Raw genomic sequence first — 15,988 nt, forward strand, 5'->3', positions numbered from 1 at the left:
CCGGGATGGTGCGTGAGCACCAGACCCGGAATCTCGAGATTCCGGGTTCGCTCTGACGAGCGCCCCGGAATGACGCTGTCGTCAATTGCGTCCGCCACCGAGTACGGACAAAATACCGGCCAATCAGCCGGCCAACATTGCGGAGGAACTCATGGGTACCAGCATCAACTTCAAGCGTCCGGACGGCAAGGAAGCATCAGGCTATCTCGCCAACGCCGCGCGCGGCAACGCGCCCGGGGTCGTCGTGATCCAGGAATGGTGGGGGCTGCAGGACCAGATCAAGGGAATGTGCGACCGCTTCGCGCGGGCCGGCTTCGATGCGCTGGCGCCCGATCTCTACAAGGGCAAGGTGGTGCCGTATCACGACACCGACGCGGCCGGCAAAGAGATGAACTCGCTCGACTTCATGGACGCCACCACGCAGACGGTGCGCGGCGCCGCGCAATATCTCGGCAAGAACGGCGCCAAGGTCGGCCTGACCGGCTTCTGCCTCGGCGGCGCGGTGACCATCATCGGCGCCACCAAGATCCCGGAGCTGACCGCCGGTGTGGTGTTCTACGGCATTCCGCCCGAGCAGGCGGCCAAGCCCTCGGACGTCAGAATTCCATTGCAGGGGCATTTTGCCACCAAGGACGACTGGTGCACGCCGGCGCTGGTCGATGGTTTTGAGAAGGCGATGAGGGCCGCCGGCAAATCGCTGGAGCTGTACCGCTATGACGCCGACCACGGCTTCGGCAACGAGCAGCGCCTGTCAGTGCACGACCGGCAGTGTGCCGAACTGGCCTGGGACCGCGCGACGGACTTCTTCAAGAGACATCTGGGATAAAGACGCGTCCCGCACACGCTGTGTCGTCCCTGCGAAAGCAGGGACCCATAACCACAGGATGCGGTTGTCTGGCGAGATGACTGCCAGTGTGCCCTTTACCAAAGCCGCGGCGTATGGGTCCCTGCTTTCGCAGGGACGACGGCGAGATTTAGCTCTCCGCCTTCACCCCGTCCCACCACGGACAGGTGCCCGACATCAGCTTGAAATTGCCTTCCAGCACCTGCACTGGCGCGCGCTTGCCCTCGGCGGCGGCGCGCATCCGCATCTCGCGCGCGACGGCGCGGTCCTCCGGCGACAGCCAGACGCGCTCGTGGCCCCACAGGCTCGGGCCATCATGCATCTCGAACGGCGTCCAGTTCTTAGGGTCGATCTCGCGGCCGCCCCAGCCGCACTCGACCATGAAAGCTGACGGCGACTTGGCGTAGAACGAGGTCATCAGGTCATTGGTGTGACGGCCGAGCGTCACGTTGACCCGGTCCTCCTTCATCGCGATGTCGTAGGCCTGACCGACATCATCCAGCGAGAACAATTCCACCATCAGATGATGCATGCCGTTGCTGCCGGTCTCGATCAGCGCGAGCGAATGGTGGCGGGCATTGACGTGGAAGAAATAGGCGCGGAACGGTTTTTCGATGTAGTCGCTGAGGCCGAAGCCGAGCACGTCGACGTAGAAGCTCATGACGGGTGCGATGTTCGCGACGGTCAGCACCGCATGACCGAGCCCGAGCGCGCCGGTGCGGAAGCCGGAAATGGATCGTCCCGGCTTGAACGGCGTGTCGTCGATCTCGGGGCCATGAAACGCCTCCAGACGGTTGCCGGCCGGGTCCTGGAACGAGATCAGTCCGCGCACCCGCCTGCTATCTGCGAGCGCCTGCGGCTCGGCGGTCACGGCGACACCGGCGCGCTCCAGCCGCGCCGCCAGCGCGTCCAGCGCCGCGGCATCCGCCACCTCCCAGCCGAAGAACCTTGTCCCTTCGCCCTGGGCGCGGTCGATCACGATGCGCTGCTTGCGATCGTCCATCCGGAAGGCGAGCAGCGCGTTGCCGCGCTCGATCGCCTGCAAGCCGACCAGCCCGGTGCCGAACTGCCGCCAGTCGTCGAGCGCGTCGGAGCCGAAGCCGGCATATCCGAGACCCAAAATCGCCATCTGCGTCTCCACCATCTGTCTGTTTTTTGGGCGGCCGACCGGCCGCCATTTCGTCAAATCCTACGCGGATTCCGGTCGCTTCAAACCCCGAAAATGCCGTCCAACAGGGCGTCCAAGGGGCTTCCAAGGTTGGGGCAGGGGTGTCGGGCCGTCCCTTGACACGGCCCGCGCCCGGTGGTGAGTAGCGGCCATGAGCACCGTTGCCAGTCCATCCCGTCGTTGGTGGCCCACCTTCTCATAGGTGGCCGGTGCGTTTTCATTTCTCAAAAACGTCGAAGGTCGCCATCGCAGTGCGACGGTCTCCCTTCGTTTGTCCTGTGTGGCGCTCTCTTCCCAAGTTTCGTAAGAGGATCACATGAACAGGACAGTCTTCTCCCTGCCGGCCAACAGCGAATACCTCACCAATGGCGGCCTCGCGGTCGCGCGCGTGGTCGAGCAGTTCACCGGCGGCGCCAACCGTCTTGACGATTTGATCGCGCTGCTGGACCGCCGTCGCGGCGTGGTGCTGTCCTCGGGCACGACGGTGCCGGGCCGCTACGAGAGCTTTGACCTCGGCTTTGCCGATCCGCCGCTGGTGCTGGAGACGTCGGGCACCGATTTCTCGTTGCAGGCGCTGAACCCGCGCGGCGAGGTCCTGATCGCCTTCCTCGGCGACGTGCTGCGCGAGCCCTGCGTCGTCATCACCGAGCGTAGTGCGACCAGGCTCGCCGGCCATATCGTCCGCGGCGCCGCGCCGGTCGAGGAAGACCAGCGCACCCGCCGCGCCAGCGTGATGTCGCTGGTGCGCGACATGGTGGCGGCGTTCACCTCCAATGCCGATCCGCTGCTCGGCCTGTTCGGCGCCTTCGCCTACGACCTCGTGTTCCAGATCGAGGACATCGTGCAGAAGCGCACCCGCGAGGCCGACCAGCGCGACATCGTGCTCTACGTGCCGGACCGCCTGTTGGCGTATGACCGCGCCACCGGCCGCGGCGTGGCGCTGAATTACGAGTTCACCTGGAAGGGCAAATCCACCGCCGGCCAGTCGCACGAGACCGCGCCGAGCCTCTACGCCAAGACCGGGCGGCAGGGCTTTGCCGATCACGCCCCGGGCGAATACCAGGCGACGGTTGAAGTCGCTCGCGCGGCGTTCGCCCGCGGTGATCTGTTTGAGGCAGTGCCCGGGCAGCTGTTTGCCGAGCCCTGCGAGCGTTCGCCGGCGGAGGTGTTCCAGCGGCTCTGCCGCATCAATCCGTCGCCCTATGGCGCGCTGATGAATCTCGGCGACGGCGAGTTCTTGGTCTCCGCATCGCCCGAGATGTTCGTGCGCTCCGACGGCCGCCGGGTCGAGACCTGCCCGATCTCGGGCACCATCGCGCGCGGTTCGGATTCGATCGGCGATGCCGAACAGATCCGCAAGCTCCTGAACTCGGAAAAGGACGAGTTCGAGCTCAACATGTGCACCGACGTCGATCGCAACGACAAGGCACGGGTCTGCGTGCCCGGCACCATCAAGGTGCTGGCGCGGCGGCAGATCGAGACCTACTCAAAACTGTTTCACACCGTCGACCACGTCGAGGGCATGCTGCGGCCGGGCTTCGATTCGCTCGACGCCTTCCTCACTCATGCCTGGGCGGTGACGGTGACCGGCGCGCCGAAATTGTGGGCGATGCAGTTCGTCGAGGATCATGAGCGGTCGCCGCGGCGCTGGTACGCCGGCGCGATCGGCTGCGTCAATTTCGACGGCAGTATCAACACCGGCCTCACCATCCGCACCATCCGCATGAAGGACGGTCTCGCCGAGGTGCGCGTCGGCGCCACCTGTCTGTTCGACTCGGATCCGGCCGCCGAGGATCGCGAATGCCAGGTCAAGGCGGCGGCACTGTTCCAGGCGCTGCGCGGCGATCCGCCGAAGCCGCTGTCGGATTTCGCGCCTGACGCCACCGGCTCGGGCAAGAACGTGCTCTTGATCGATCACGACGACAGTTTTGTACACATGCTGGCCGATTATTTCCGCCAGGTCGGCGCCAACGTCACCGTGGTCCGGCATATCCATGCGCAGGACATGCTCAAGAAGAAGAGCTGGGACCTGCTGGTGCTGTCGCCCGGGCCGGGCCGCCCGGAGGATTTCGGCATCGCGAAGACCATCGACACCGCGCTGGAGAAGAAGCTGCCGATCTTCGGCGTCTGCCTCGGCGTGCAGGCGATCGGTGAGTATTTCGGCGGGCAGCTCGGGCAGCTCGGCCAGCCCGCGCACGGCCGACCGTCGCGGGTTCAGGTGCGCGGCGGCAGGTTGATGCACAATTTGCCGAATGAGATCGTGATCGGCCGCTATCACTCGCTCTATGTCGAGCGCGACAGCGTGCCCGAGGTGTTGGCGGTGACCGCGACCACCGAAGACGGCGTCGCGATGGTGATCGAGCACAAGACCCTGCCGGTCGGCGGCGTGCAATTCCATCCGGAATCGCTGATGTCGCTCGGCAACGAGGTGGGCCTGCGCATTGTCGAGAATGCATTCCGGCTTAACGTGAGTACCAAGTGAAGGCAAAGTTTAACCATCGTCATTCCGGGATGGTGCGCTAGCACCAGACCCGGAATCTCGAGATTCCGGGTTCGATGCTGACGCATCGCCCCGGAATGACAGCCAGAGCGAGACCAATGACCTTCGACCACGACATCAAGGCGACCGTTCGCACCATCACGGACTACCCGAAGAAGGGCATCCTGTTCCGCGACATCACGACGCTGCTCGCCGATGCCCGCGCCTTCCGCCGTGCGGTCGACGAACTGGTGCATCCCTGGGCGGGGGCGAAGGTCGACAAGGTCGCGGGCATCGAGGCGCGCGGCTTCATCCTCGGCGGCGCGGTGGCGCATCAGCTCTCGGCCGGCTTCGTGCCGATCCGCAAGAAGGGCAAGCTGCCGCACACCACGGTGCGGATCGCCTACTCGCTGGAATACGGCATCGACGAGATGGAGATGCATGCCGACGCCGTGCAGCCCGGCGAGCGCGTGATTCTGGTCGACGATCTGATCGCGACCGGCGGCACCGCGGAGGGTGCGGTGAAGCTGCTGCGCCAGATCGGCGCCAATGTGGTCGCGGCCTGCTTCATCATCGACCTGCCCGATCTCGGCGGCGCCGCCAAGCTGCGCGCGATGGACGTTCCGGTGCGCACGCTGATGGCGTTCGAGGGGCATTAGCTCTCTCTCTCCACGTCGTCCCTGCGAAAGCAGGGACCCATAACCACGAATGTCAGTCGTGGACAGGCTGTGGCCCCAGCCTTCGCCAAACATATAGCTGTGGTTATGGGTCCCGGCTCGCGCTTCGCTTGGCCGGGACGACAGTTATCCCCGCTGCAGCAGCATGCTCAGCTCGAGATCGCGGAACGTGGTGTAATTCCGCCGGATCCACTGATGCAGCTCGGTCGATGAGTCCCTCTCCTGGCGCAGATAGCCGGTGAAGGAGAAGGTCAGCCGGTCGATATAGGTCTTCAGGAACACCGGCAGCGCGCGGAAGCGCAGCACCCGGCTGGCGGTCATGACCGGCGGCAGCTCGCCGCGCACCACGAATTCATTGTCGATCACGATGAGTGCGTTCGGCGGGATCATGCCCTGCAGCGTCTGGTAGCCGTGCACCGAGGCGCGGTCGGTATCCGCCACATACAGGATCACAGGCGAGACGCGGCGGCGCAGCGCCTCCTTCATCAGCCCGATCTGGTCGACCATTTTGAAGAATTCGTCGAAGGCGTGGTAGCCGAGGTCGATCACCTTGGCGATGCCGTCATTGACGATGACGCGGTCCATCAGCTGCATCTTGCCGTAGGTGTCGATCACGTCGGCGGTTTCGGTGATCCGCGGCAGATAGTCGAGCAGCGACGGCTCCTTCAGATTGATGTCGTAGCAGACGACGTCGCCGTTCTTGAGCAGCAGGAATTCGCCGAGCAGCCGCGCGATCAGCGTCTTGCCGACCTGCGGGCGGGGCGAGCAGATGATGTAAACGGGCGTGGACGACATCGCCCGCTATATCAGGCCAAATTTTCGCCCAATCCAGCCCCATCGCCGCCCCCCGGCGCGATTTTTTTCGCTGCGCCAGCGCGACTCTTTCGCTGGCCCGGGCGGGACTTTTGGCCCCCCCTGCGCGCGCGACTATTTTTCGCCCTTGGCCGACTTGGCGCCGACCAGGTCGGTCAGCTTGATCCGGTCGAACTCGCTCCAGACATTGGCGAGCCAGTGCCGGACATAGCCGCGCAGCACGAAGGAGTAGTTCGCGGCGTCGTCGTTGATGCCCTTGTTGGCAACGAACTTCAGGAACGGAACCGAGGAGACCTCGACCTGCTCGTAGGCCATTTCGTTGAGCTTCGGGATGGTGAGGTCGACGGCGTCCTTGATGCGGTGGAAGTAGGAATTGTAGGTCGCCTGGTCCCACTGGAAGAACTGGGTGTCGTTGATGAAGTTCTTCACCAGGAAATATTTCGCGCCGCTCATGAAGTTGGCGGTCTCGGCGATTTCGTCCAGCGAAGCGATCGACGGGCCGAGGATGTGGAACACGGCGAAGGTGATCTGGCCGGAGCGCGCCGCGTCGAGGAAGCCGATATCGCGCAGCGAGGCCAGCGCGGGCGACAACAGGCCGGCGCGGACGTCGATCACGGTGACCGAGGAACCGGCGTTCAGCGTATCGAAGATCTTCATCTGGTCCGCGGTCGTCGTCATGTCGACGATCTCGGTGATGTCGGGATGGAAGCGCTTCAGCGTGCCGCGCGGCGACTCGGTGTCGAAGGCCCGGGTCTGCACGTTGTTGGCACTGAAATAGTCCAGGAGCGTCCGCGAGACGGTGGTCTTGCCGACCCCGCCCTTGTCAGCGCCCACCACGATCACAACCGGCTTTGCCATGGAAGTCCCTTAAAGCGCGCTCCCGACCGCGATGGCGATCGGCAAGTCCCCACACTGCTTTGGGCGCGAACATGGCAGAAACGAGGGAGAATTCAATTCCTTAAGGTGCCCACAGTGGGTTTGGTAGGGATTTCCTTAATGGACTGAGGAGCCTAGGGCACGATCAGCGGTGTCGGCCCCAAGGGCCCTGAAGTGGGCCTTGCAAAGGACCCAGCGGTCCCAATGGTCCCTGTGCGGGGCTGCTGCCCGGCAGCGGCGGCGGATTGTTCGGTTGTGCAGGCGGCGTGTCGCCCCAGGGGCCGTGAGTTGGGCCATGAGTGACAGGCGGAGGCTGGTCGCCCGCCGCGGACGGCTGGTCCTGCGTTCCCGTCGCGTCCGATGACTCATCCGGCAGCGCCAGCGGTCCGGGATCGTGGCCGCCGGCAAATTTCACCAGGGCATCGACCCGGGACTTCACCGACGGATGGGTGGCAAACAGGTCGGCAAAACCCTCGCGCGGATTGTCGACGCAGAGTTCCATCACCGCCGAGGTGGCGCCCGGCAACTCGCCGCGGTTCTCGATCTTGCGCAGCGCCGAGATCATCGCATCGGGATTCTTGGTCAGCTCGACCGATCCGGCATCGGCGAGGAATTCGCGCGATCGCGACAGCGCGAGCTTGACCACCTGCGACAGCAGCCAGGCCAGCATGATCAGCGCGACCGCGATGATGATGACAATGATCGCGCCGCCGCCCGAGCCCTTGCTGTCGCGGTCCGAAGAGGACGACGTCGATCGGGAGGATGACGATGACGACCAGCCACCTCCGCTGCCGCCGCTCCACGACAGATTTGTGAATAGGCGGAAGAACAATTCGCCGAAGAAGCCGACGACGCCGGCGATGATCACGGCGACCACCATCAGCTGCACGTCGCCGTTCTTGATATGGGTGAGCTCGTGGCCGAGCACGGCCTCGATCTCCTGATCATCAAGCGCTTTCAGAAGACCCGTGGTGACCGTGATGGCGTATTGCCGCGGGTTCAGTCCGGTCGCGAACGCGTTCAGCGCCGGACTGTCCATCACCTTCAGCTTCGGCATCGGGATGCCGCGCGAGATGCAGAGGTTTTCCAGCAGATTGTAGAGCCGCGGCTGCTGCTGCCGCGTCACGCTTTCGCCGCCGGTGACGGCGTCGATCATCTTCTGGTGGAAGAAATAGGCGATCACGATCCAGGCCACCGCCGCGATCGTCGCCCACGGGAAGGCCGAGACCAGATCGCGCGAGGCATGGGTCAGATAGTAATCGGCCGTGCGGCCGCTATCGATCATCACCTCCGCGACCAGCGCGCCGGCATAGACCAGCACGTAGATCAGCAGGAACAGGCCGGCGAGCAGCAGCATCGAACGAAACTTGTTCGATGCGATATGCGTGTAGAGACCATAGGCGGCCATGACGGAGCAGCCTCTCGCCGGCGCGCGTTGCGCCTCAGAACTTCACGCTCGGTGCCGCCTCGACCTCCGTGCGGCTGGCGCCGAGGTCGAAGAAATCCTTGCGGGTGAAGCCGAACATGCCGGCGAACAGTGCGGCCGGCATCTGCTGGATGCCGGTGTTGTATTCCTGGACCGCGTTGTTGAAGAAACGGCGACTGGCGGCGATCTTGTTCTCGAGATCGGAAAGCTCGGAGGCGAGCTGCTGGAAATTGGCGTTGGCCTTGAGGTCCGGATAGGCCTCGGACAGTGCGATCAGCCGGCCGAGCGCGCCGGAGAGCTGGTTCTCCGCCGCCGAGACCTGGGCCGGCCCCTGAGCCGAGATCGCCGAGTTGCGCGCCTTGATGACGTCGTCGAGCGTGCCGCGCTCATGTGCGGCATAGCCCTTCACGGTCTCGACCAGGTTCGGGATCAGGTCGTGGCGCTGCTTGAGCTGCACATCGATATCGGCAAAGGCCTGGCTGACGCGCTGGCCGAGCGCGACGAGGCGGTTGTAGGCGCCGAACGCAAACAGCACGAGAAGGACGATGACGCCGATAACGATCCAGCTTGTCGACATGACAGGGCAGCTCCTGATGGACGAGACGGCGGCACCGTAGCCCAAGATTGGGGCGCAGGGCAGCCCGCCGCGAAATGGTGGGCAATCGTTGGTCGGGATGGATACGAATTGGTTCAACATCGTCCGGTGAGGTCGATGTCGTCGTCCCGCTAATTCTACGTCGTCCCGGCCTAGTGCGCGATTGCGCACGGGGGCCGGGACCCATACGCCGCGGCCCGTGGAAAAGGCACAAGCGGCGTCGGCTTCGCTTCACAACCGGGGTCCCGGCCTTCGGCGGGACGACGCAAGTCGCTAAACCGCATCACCCCAGCGCCAGCGCCGGGCGCTTGCGTAATCGGCCTTGGCGCGGCGGGGTACTCTGGCGACGGCGACGCCCTCGGGCGTGCAGAGCTTGGCCGCAACCTCGACCTTGCCGACATCCGGCTGCGCCAGCACGCGCGATGGCCTTCTCTCAACGCGCGCGCGGCTCAGCGCGACATAGGCGAAGCGCTCGTCCTCGAACGGGGCATCGGCGCCCTTGACCTGCTTGTGCGCGCGTGAGCGTTGCAGGCGCTGCGAGAAATGGCACCAGTCTGGCGCCACCAGCGGGCAGCCGCCGTCATGTGGCAGGGGGCTGTGACATGCGCGCCGGTGGCGATCAAGCGTGCGCGGAGCGCGATGATCCGCGCATAGCCGGCAGGTGTGCCGGGTTCGACGACCAATAACGTATCGCCGGTTTTGGACCACAGCGCATCGGCCAGTGCCGCGCGCTCGGCCTCGCCGAGCTCGCCGATCATGTAACTGGCGACGACGAGATCGGCCGGGGCGGCCTTGTCCAGCAAAGCGCGGGCCTGACCGAGCTGGTAGCTGGCGTCGTGCAAACGAATGCTGCCGTGAAACAGCCCCTCGGCGAGTGTTCGCAACGCGCCGTTGGCGTCGAGCAGGGTGAAGCCCTTTAGCGACGTGAACGTCTCCGCCGCCGCCCAGGTCGCGGTCCCGGGGCCGGCGCCGACATCAAGCAGGCTCGCCGGCGCAAAATCCGGCCGGATCTCCGTCAGCGCATTGAGGCTCGCCACCACGGCCGCATAGGTCGCCGGCATCCGCGCCAGCGCGTAGGCCAGCGCATCGGTTTCGGTCCGGATCGTCCCGGAGCCGCCGCCCTCGCGATAGGTCTGTGAGATCACCGCCGCGCGGCCGGCGGCATCGCTGCGCGAGCGGCCTTCGAGGCGGGTGTTGAGGGCCGCACGCAGTTCCGCTGGAAGGTCGGGTGAGGTCATCCGCTGCACTATCGCACGTCATTGCGAGCGGAGCGAAGCAATCCATGGCACCGCTTGTGGAGGCGTGGATTGCTTCGTCGCTGTCGCTCCTCGCAATGACGGGGCCGAGAGGCCTCGCCTCAAGTCCGAGGTGCTTCGACGTAGCGTTACGCCACGTTCTGGTCGAGGATATCGACCGCGCCCTGCAGGTCGACCGACACCAGCTGCGACACGCCGCGCTCGGCCATGGTGACGCCGAACAGCCGGTTCATCCGCGCCATCGTGATCGGATTGTGCGTGATGATGATGAAGCGGGTTTCGGTCGACGCCGTCATCTCGTTCAGCAGGGTGCAGAACCGTTCGACGTTGTGGTCGTCGAGCGGCGCGTCGACTTCGTCCAGCACGCAGATCGGCGACGGGTTGGTCAGGAACACCGCGAAGATCAGCGCGAGCGCCGTCAGCGCCTGCTCACCGCCTGACAGCAGCGACAGGGTCTGCGGCTTCTTGCCGGGCGGCTTGGCGATGATTTCGAGGCCGGCCTCGAGCGGATCGTCGCTCTCGATCAGATGCAGCGCGGCTTCGCCGCCGCCGAACAGCTCGGTGAACAGCCGCTTGAAGTGGTTGTTGACGGTCTCGAACGAGGTCAGCAGACGCTCGCGCGCTTCGCGGTTGAGGCTCTGGATGCCCTGCCGCAGCCGCTTGATCGCTTCGACCAGGTCGTCGCGTTCGGTGGTCAGCGCGGTATGCTGGGTCTCGACTTCCTTGAGTTCTTCCTCGGCGCGCAGATTGACCGCGCCCAGGCGCTCGCGGTCGCGGCGCAGCTTCTCGAGTTCTTCCTCGACCTGCGCGACCGGCGGCAGCTCCGCGCCGGGCTCGATCTCGGCCATGCCGACGACCGCGCTCGGCTCGACCTCGAGCATGTCGTGGATCTCGCGCTCGATGTCGGCGAGGCGGCGGCGGGTGCCTTCCATGCGCTCTTCGGCGCGCGCGGTGGCTTCGCGGGAAGAGGAGAGCGCTTCGAGCGAGGTCTTGGCGAGGCGATCGGTTTCCGCCATCGCGGCTTCCGCCGTCGCCAGCGCATCGGCGGCGATCCTTCGATCGCCCTCGGCGTGCTCGATCTCCGTGATCAGCGCGCTGCGCTTCTCGGCGAACACTTCCGGCGCATTGGCCAGTTCCTCGCGCTCGGCCGACACCTCGGCGATGCGCTCTTCGATGGTCCCGACCTGCGAGGCGGCGCTGGTCTTGCGGCTCTGCCACTCGTTGCGTTCGGCAACGATGGCCTGCACGCGGCGGTCGGCGAGTTCGGCCTCGCGGGCGAGCGCCTGCGCCTCGGCGCGGACTTGTGCCGCGGCACGGCGCTGGTTGTCGATCTCGGCGCGAACCGCGGCGAGCTGGGCTTCGGTCTCGACGCCCGGCGGCAATTCGGACAGCGCGGCAACCGCGTTCTCATGGGCCGCTTCGGCTTCGGCGCGGTCGGCGGCGACGCGGCTGTGCGCCTCGGTCAGCGCCGATTTGCGCGCAGAGTGACGGTTGATCTCGCGTTCGGTCGCGGCATGGCGCTCACGCGCGGCGTCGGTCTCGCGGCGGGCGGCACGCACGGCTTCGCGCGACGCACCCTCGGCGGCGGATGCCGAGCGCAATTCTTCTTCAGCCGTCTCCAGCGCCTGACGCTTGGTGGCGGCATCGATGCGGGCCTGTTCCAGCTCATGCTCGATGTCGACCAGGCGGGCGCGTTCGGCGAGGCGGCGGGCGGCGCCGGTCGGGGCATGGGCGTCGGCGACAAAGCCGTCCCAGCGCCAGACGTCGCCTTCGAGCGACACCAGCCGCTGACCGGTCTTCAGCTGCGACACCAGCGCCGCGCCGCGTTCCTTGGCCACCACGCCGATCTGGGCGAGACGGCGCGCCAGTTCCGGCGGCGCCTGGACGTGATCGGCCAGCCGCTCGACACCATCCGGCAGCGCAGGGTCGCCCGCGGCTTCACCGACATTGGTCCAGCGCATCGGCGCAGAGGAATCCACCGGCGCGTCGAGGTCGTCGCCGAGCACGGCGCCGATCGCCTTTTCATAGCCCTTGGCGACCGTGATGCCGTCGATGATCGGCGGCCACAGATTCTTGGTCTCGCTGGTGACGAGCTTGGAGATGGTGCGGGCTTCGGTCTCGAGCCGCTGCACGCGCTTCTCGGCTTCGGCGAGCGGATTGCGGGAGGCTTCCAGCGTCTGCCGTACGGCGGCGTGATGCGCCTCGCTGGACTGCACGGCCGCCTCGGATTCGGCGAGCGTCTGCTGCGCCATCTCCATGGCGGCGGCGAGCGCGTCGATGTCGCCGAGATTGCCGGTCTCCTGCGCGAGCTTGGTTTCCTCGGCCTGGACGTTGGCGATCTCCTGATCGAGCCGCGCCAGCCGGTCGCGATGCGTGCGCACGCCGGCTTCGAGCTGGTTGCGCTTGGCGGTCAGGTCGGCGAGCTGCGTGGTCAGCTCGGAGAACTGGCGCTCGGTCGCGGCCAGGATCTCCTCGGCCTCGGAGACGCGCTCGTCGACGCCGGAGCGCTTCTCGACGCGCGACTTGATCTCTTCCTTCAGCTCCGCGTCTTCGGTGTCGAGGCGCTGCAGCGCGATGTCGGCATCGGAGGTCTGCTGCTGCTCGCGCGCGATGTCCTGGGCGAACTGGGTGAGGCGGCGATCGAGCTCGCCGACGCGCTCCTTGGCGCGCTGCTCCTCGCGGTCGAGCATCTCGCGCGCATTGGTCAGGCGCTGCAGGCCGGCGGCGGCGCGTGCCTCGGCATCGCGCAGGGCCGGCAATTCGGCGGCGCGGATCGCTTGGATGCGGGCGGATTCGGCCTGCTCGCGGGTGCGCTCGGCCATCTCGCGCACGGAGATATCATGGGTGTGCGCGGCATCGTTGACGTCGGCATTGGCCTCGATCCAGCGCAGATGGAACAGCATGGCCTCGGACTTGCGCACCTTGGCCGCGACCTCGCGGTAGCGGATCGCCTGGCGCGCCTGCTTCTTCAGGCCTTCCATCTGGCCGGAGAGCTGGCCGATCACGTCCTCGACGCGGGTGAGGTTGGTTTCGGCCGCCTTCAGCCGCAGTTCCGCCTCGTGGCGGCGGGCGTGCAGGCCGGCAACGCCGGCGGCGTCTTCCAGCACGCGGCGGCGCTGCTCGGGCTTGGCCTGGATGATTTCGCCGATCTTGCCTTGGTGGACCAGCGCCGGCGAACGCGCGCCGGTGGCGGCATCGGCGAACAGGATCTGCACGTCGCGGGCGCGCACGTCTCGGCCGTTGATGCGGTAGACCGAGCCGGCCTCGCGCTCGATGCGGCGGGAGATTTCGAGCAGCTGGCTGTCGTTGACCGCGGCCGGCGCCGAGCGATCGGAATTGTCGATCGTCATTACGACTTCGGCGTGGTTGCGCGCCGGACGATTGCCGGAACCGGCGAAGATCACCGCATCCATGTCGGCGGCGCGCAGCGACTTGTGCGAGGTCTCGCCCATCGCCCAGCGCAGCGCTTCGACGAGATTGGATTTGCCGCAGCCGTTCGGTCCGACGACGCCGGTCAGGCCCGGCTCGATCATGAAATCGGTGGGTTCAACGAACGACTTGAAACCGTGCAGGCGGAGGCGCGTGAGCTTCATGTACACAAATCTCGTTTGGCCGGGCGCGAATCTCCCTGCCGTGACAATACCATGGATGGCAATGTCGGTGTCTGGGGTGAATAGCTGCGTGCAGCTCTCATGAGCGGCGACAATGGCGATGCGAGTGCGTCAGGGCAACCGCTTGACCAAGCTTTTCCCAAGGGATTTGCAGGGGATTTACAGGGGTTTTGTGGCCTCTGCGTGTCCTCGAAGATTCGCATCGTGCGAATCAGGTTTTCAACAGGGAAATGATGCGACGGCGGCATGCCATGATCGCAAATCATCCACAATTATCGTGCCGCGACTCGAACGCGGGCACGACGACGTCGGATTCGCGGGTGCGTGATCAGCTCTTCAGCAGCGGATCGATGTGCTTGCTGAACTCCTCGAACGAGGTCTCGCCCTTCAGCATCTCGCCATTGACGAAGAAGGTCGGCGTCGAGTTCACCTTCAGCACGTCGTTGGCGTATTTCTGGTCGGCGGCGATCTTGTCGAGCAGCGTCTGATCCTTCAGGCAGTCCTCGACCTGCTGCTGGCTGAGGCCGGCCTGCTTGCCGATCCGCGTCAGCGTCTCGGTGGTGTTCTTGACCACCCAGTCGTTCTGCTGGCGGAACAGCAGGTCGATCACGGCGAAGAACTTCGGCGCGTCGTCCTTGGCGATGCAGCGCGCCAGCATCGAGCCGGCGGCGGCCTTGATGTCGAGCGGGAATTCGCGGAACACGTAGCGGACCTTGCCCGAGTCGATGTAGGTCGACTTGATCTTCGGGAACACGGTCTCGTTGAAATTGGCGCAGTGCGGGCAGGTCATCGAGGCGTATTCGATGATGGTCACCTTGGCGTCCTGCGGGCCGAGGCCCATGTCCGGCAGCGATTGCGGCTTGGCGACCTCGGCGGCGGTCTGCGCGAACGCGTCCGTGATCAGGCGCAGCGGCGACAGGCCGGCGAGGGCGGCAAGCCCGGTCAGCGAGAGAGCGGTGGTGAAAGCGCGGCGCGTGATGATCAAGGTCAGCTCCCGGATTGGCGCATTCACGCCAGAATGAAGGGGGTCCCGAAAAGAAGCCTTCGCTAGCTTGAAACGACCATTGTGGCAATGCCGGGGTCTCGCGGCGGAGCCTGCGAAAAGCGTCAATTTCGCTTGATCGAGGCACCCAGCCGGGCCAGCGCGGCGCGCAGATCATCGTCCTCGACGGCCGCAAGATTTGCCGCCTCCCGGGCCACGGCTTTGGCGTCGGGCTGGCGCGGCCGGGTCGGGGGGGCGCGGCGCGACAGCGGCGCCTGCCGGATCGTCAGGCGGCCGACCGCGTGCCAGCCGAAGAAGCGGTTCACCCGTTCCAGGATGACGTCGGAGGAGTGCTGGATCTCCAGCGCCATCGGCCCCTCGACCCGCAGCACCAGCGTGGCCGGCTCCTGCGGCTGCCCCTCCACCGGCCGCGGCCACTGGATCTTCAGGGGCTCGCAATAGGCCGCGACCCGCTCGCCCGCGATCTCGGTCCAGCGCGTCACCAGTTCGCGCGCGGCAAAGCCCTGCTTGGCATAGGCGTCGGTGAAGACGTCGCTGAGCAGGATCGACAGGGGCTTTGCGCTGATCGGGCCGGGTCTGGGCATGGGAGGGGTTATAGCACGTTGCCGAGCCGCCATCAGGCCGCGCGCGGCCGGATGGCCTTGAGATCGCGGTCGATCTCGCGGCGCCGTTGCATCAGGTCATAGTCCATCTGTAACCCGAGAAAGAACCCCTCCGAAACACCAAAATAGCGCGCGAGACGCAGGTCGGTGTCGGCGGTGATGTCGCGTTTGCCGAGCACGATCTCGTTGATGCGACGGGGGGGCACATGAACGGCTCGCGCCAGTCCGTTCTGACTGAGGCCCATCGGGTTGAGGAACTCCTCGAGCAGGATTTCGCCGGGGTGGGGGTTGCGAAGCAGCCCGCTCTTAGTCGTGGTAGTCGACGATTTCGACATGTGCCGGTCCTCCTTCATCCCATACAAAGCAGATCCGCCATTGATCGTTGATGCGGATCGAATGCTGCCCCAACCGGTCGGCTCTCAGCGCCTCCAGGCGGTTGCCGGGCGGCACGCGCAGGTCACCCAATGCACGGGCTTGGTTCAGAAGACGAAGTTTCCTGAGCGCAACGTTCTGGATATCTGGTGGCAGTCTCTTGCTGCGCCGGCCCGACCAGATCAATGCTATCTCGGGGTCCGCGAAGCTCTGGATCATGTGCAGACTATAACGCGTCGCGTTACAGTCTGCAATGAATAGCGCGG

At 65.7% G+C, this 15,988-nt stretch carries 15 protein-coding genes; 3 read left to right on the top strand and 12 right to left on the bottom strand.

Going from position 1 to position 15,988, the window contains the following annotated elements; all coding sequences use genetic code 11:
• Nucleotides 1-151: 151 nt before the first annotated feature.
• Nucleotides 152-826 carry a dienelactone hydrolase family protein gene (locus tag AAFG07_RS10045; protein ID WP_342727133.1) on the top strand — a complete coding sequence of 225 codons (675 nt, stop codon included), beginning with the start codon at nt 152-154 and terminating at the stop codon, nt 824-826.
• Between the two features lie 148 nt (nt 827-974).
• On the opposite strand, the gene AAFG07_RS10050 is transcribed toward AAFG07_RS10045, so the two are convergent.
• Nucleotides 975-1,973 (bottom strand): VOC family protein, encoded by a 999-nt coding sequence (locus AAFG07_RS10050; protein ID WP_342727134.1) that lies wholly within the window; start codon nt 1,971-1,973, stop codon nt 975-977.
• Between the two features lie 355 nt (nt 1,974-2,328).
• Between AAFG07_RS10050 and AAFG07_RS10055 the strand changes: the two genes are divergently transcribed.
• Both AAFG07_RS10055 and AAFG07_RS10060 read left to right on the top strand, forming a co-directional pair.
• Nucleotides 2,329-4,494 carry an anthranilate synthase component I gene (locus AAFG07_RS10055; protein WP_342727135.1) on the top strand — a complete coding sequence of 722 codons (2,166 nt, stop codon included), beginning with the start codon at nt 2,329-2,331 and terminating at the stop codon, nt 4,492-4,494.
• 116 nt (nt 4,495-4,610) lie between these two features.
• A complete protein-coding gene (locus tag AAFG07_RS10060; RefSeq protein WP_092124551.1) occupies nt 4,611-5,150 on the top strand; it encodes an adenine phosphoribosyltransferase in 540 nt (179 codons plus the stop codon).
• 144 nt (nt 5,151-5,294) lie between these two features.
• Here AAFG07_RS10060 and AAFG07_RS10065 read toward each other — a convergent pair whose 3' ends face one another.
• The 11 genes from AAFG07_RS10065 to AAFG07_RS10115 form a co-directional block, all read right to left on the bottom strand.
• Nucleotides 5,295-5,963 carry a hypothetical protein gene (locus tag AAFG07_RS10065; protein ID WP_342727136.1) on the bottom strand — a complete coding sequence of 223 codons (669 nt, stop codon included), beginning with the start codon at nt 5,961-5,963 and terminating at the stop codon, nt 5,295-5,297.
• A 132-nt stretch (nt 5,964-6,095) separates the two neighbouring features.
• Nucleotides 6,096-6,839 (bottom strand): hypothetical protein, encoded by a 744-nt coding sequence (locus AAFG07_RS10070; protein ID WP_166214394.1) that lies wholly within the window; start codon nt 6,837-6,839, stop codon nt 6,096-6,098.
• 163 nt (nt 6,840-7,002) lie between these two features.
• Nucleotides 7,003-8,265: a M48 family metallopeptidase gene (locus AAFG07_RS10075; protein WP_342727137.1), complete on the bottom strand. Its 1,263-nt coding sequence runs from the start codon at nt 8,263-8,265 to the stop codon at nt 7,003-7,005.
• Between the two features lie 34 nt (nt 8,266-8,299).
• Nucleotides 8,300-8,860, bottom strand: coding sequence for a LemA family protein (locus AAFG07_RS10080; protein ID WP_092124555.1), 561 nt, complete (start codon nt 8,858-8,860; stop codon nt 8,300-8,302).
• A 291-nt stretch (nt 8,861-9,151) separates the two neighbouring features.
• Nucleotides 9,152-9,445, bottom strand: a complete 294-nt coding sequence (locus AAFG07_RS10085) for a small ribosomal subunit Rsm22 family protein (RefSeq protein WP_342729112.1) — start codon at nt 9,443-9,445, stop codon at nt 9,152-9,154.
• On the bottom strand, nt 9,328-10,116 hold the full coding sequence (locus tag AAFG07_RS10090) for a small ribosomal subunit Rsm22 family protein (protein WP_342727138.1): 789 nt from the start codon (nt 10,114-10,116) through the stop codon (nt 9,328-9,330). The genes AAFG07_RS10085 and AAFG07_RS10090 overlap by 118 nt, the downstream gene beginning before the upstream one ends.
• A gap of 146 nt (nt 10,117-10,262) precedes the next feature.
• On the bottom strand, nt 10,263-13,727 hold the full coding sequence (gene smc / locus AAFG07_RS10095; protein WP_342727139.1) for a chromosome segregation protein SMC: 3,465 nt from the start codon (nt 13,725-13,727) through the stop codon (nt 10,263-10,265).
• Between the two features lie 346 nt (nt 13,728-14,073).
• On the bottom strand, nt 14,074-14,730 hold the full coding sequence (locus AAFG07_RS10100; protein ID WP_050403998.1) for a DsbA family protein: 657 nt from the start codon (nt 14,728-14,730) through the stop codon (nt 14,074-14,076).
• Nucleotides 14,731-14,852: 122 nt separating this feature from the next.
• Nucleotides 14,853-15,332 (bottom strand): DciA family protein, encoded by a 480-nt coding sequence (locus AAFG07_RS10105; RefSeq protein WP_342727140.1) that lies wholly within the window; start codon nt 15,330-15,332, stop codon nt 14,853-14,855.
• Nucleotides 15,333-15,364: 32 nt separating this feature from the next.
• On the bottom strand, nt 15,365-15,685 hold the full coding sequence (locus AAFG07_RS10110; protein ID WP_229164846.1) for a HigA family addiction module antitoxin: 321 nt from the start codon (nt 15,683-15,685) through the stop codon (nt 15,365-15,367).
• Nucleotides 15,657-15,941 (bottom strand): type II toxin-antitoxin system RelE/ParE family toxin, encoded by a 285-nt coding sequence (locus tag AAFG07_RS10115; RefSeq protein ID WP_342727141.1) that lies wholly within the window; start codon nt 15,939-15,941, stop codon nt 15,657-15,659. Before AAFG07_RS10115 ends, AAFG07_RS10110 begins: the two co-directional genes overlap by 29 nt.
• Nucleotides 15,942-15,988: the final 47 nt, after the last annotated feature.

The sequence above is a fragment of the Bradyrhizobium sp. B097 genome (assembly GCF_038957035.1).
In the GTDB taxonomy this organism is placed as follows: domain Bacteria; phylum Pseudomonadota; class Alphaproteobacteria; order Rhizobiales; family Xanthobacteraceae; genus Bradyrhizobium.

Excerpts from the sequence above, each read along its gene's own strand:
- AAFG07_RS10090 (WP_342727138.1), bottom strand. The coding sequence starts at position 10,116 with ATGACCTCACCCGACCTTCCAGCGGAACTGCGTGCGGCCCTCAACACC.
- AAFG07_RS10080 (WP_092124555.1), bottom strand. The coding sequence starts at position 8,860 with ATGTCGACAAGCTGGATCGTTATCGGCGTCATCGTCCTTCTCGTGCTG.
- AAFG07_RS10060 (WP_092124551.1), top strand. The coding sequence starts at position 4,611 with ATGACCTTCGACCACGACATCAAGGCGACCGTTCGCACCATCACGGAC.
- AAFG07_RS10110 (WP_229164846.1), bottom strand. The coding sequence starts at position 15,685 with ATGTCGAAATCGTCGACTACCACGACTAAGAGCGGGCTGCTTCGCAAC.
- AAFG07_RS10065 (WP_342727136.1), bottom strand. The coding sequence starts at position 5,963 with ATGTCGTCCACGCCCGTTTACATCATCTGCTCGCCCCGCCCGCAGGTC.
- AAFG07_RS10050 (WP_342727134.1), bottom strand. The coding sequence starts at position 1,973 with ATGGCGATTTTGGGTCTCGGATATGCCGGCTTCGGCTCCGACGCGCTC.
- AAFG07_RS10115 (WP_342727141.1), bottom strand. The coding sequence starts at position 15,941 with ATGATCCAGAGCTTCGCGGACCCCGAGATAGCATTGATCTGGTCGGGC.
- smc (WP_342727139.1), bottom strand. The coding sequence starts at position 13,727 with ATGAAGCTCACGCGCCTCCGCCTGCACGGTTTCAAGTCGTTCGTTGAA.
- AAFG07_RS10055 (WP_342727135.1), top strand. The coding sequence starts at position 2,329 with ATGAACAGGACAGTCTTCTCCCTGCCGGCCAACAGCGAATACCTCACC.
- AAFG07_RS10070 (WP_166214394.1), bottom strand. The coding sequence starts at position 6,839 with ATGGCAAAGCCGGTTGTGATCGTGGTGGGCGCTGACAAGGGCGGGGTC.
- AAFG07_RS10045 (WP_342727133.1), top strand. The coding sequence starts at position 152 with ATGGGTACCAGCATCAACTTCAAGCGTCCGGACGGCAAGGAAGCATCA.
- AAFG07_RS10105 (WP_342727140.1), bottom strand. The coding sequence starts at position 15,332 with ATGCCCAGACCCGGCCCGATCAGCGCAAAGCCCCTGTCGATCCTGCTC.
- AAFG07_RS10075 (WP_342727137.1), bottom strand. The coding sequence starts at position 8,265 with ATGGCCGCCTATGGTCTCTACACGCATATCGCATCGAACAAGTTTCGT.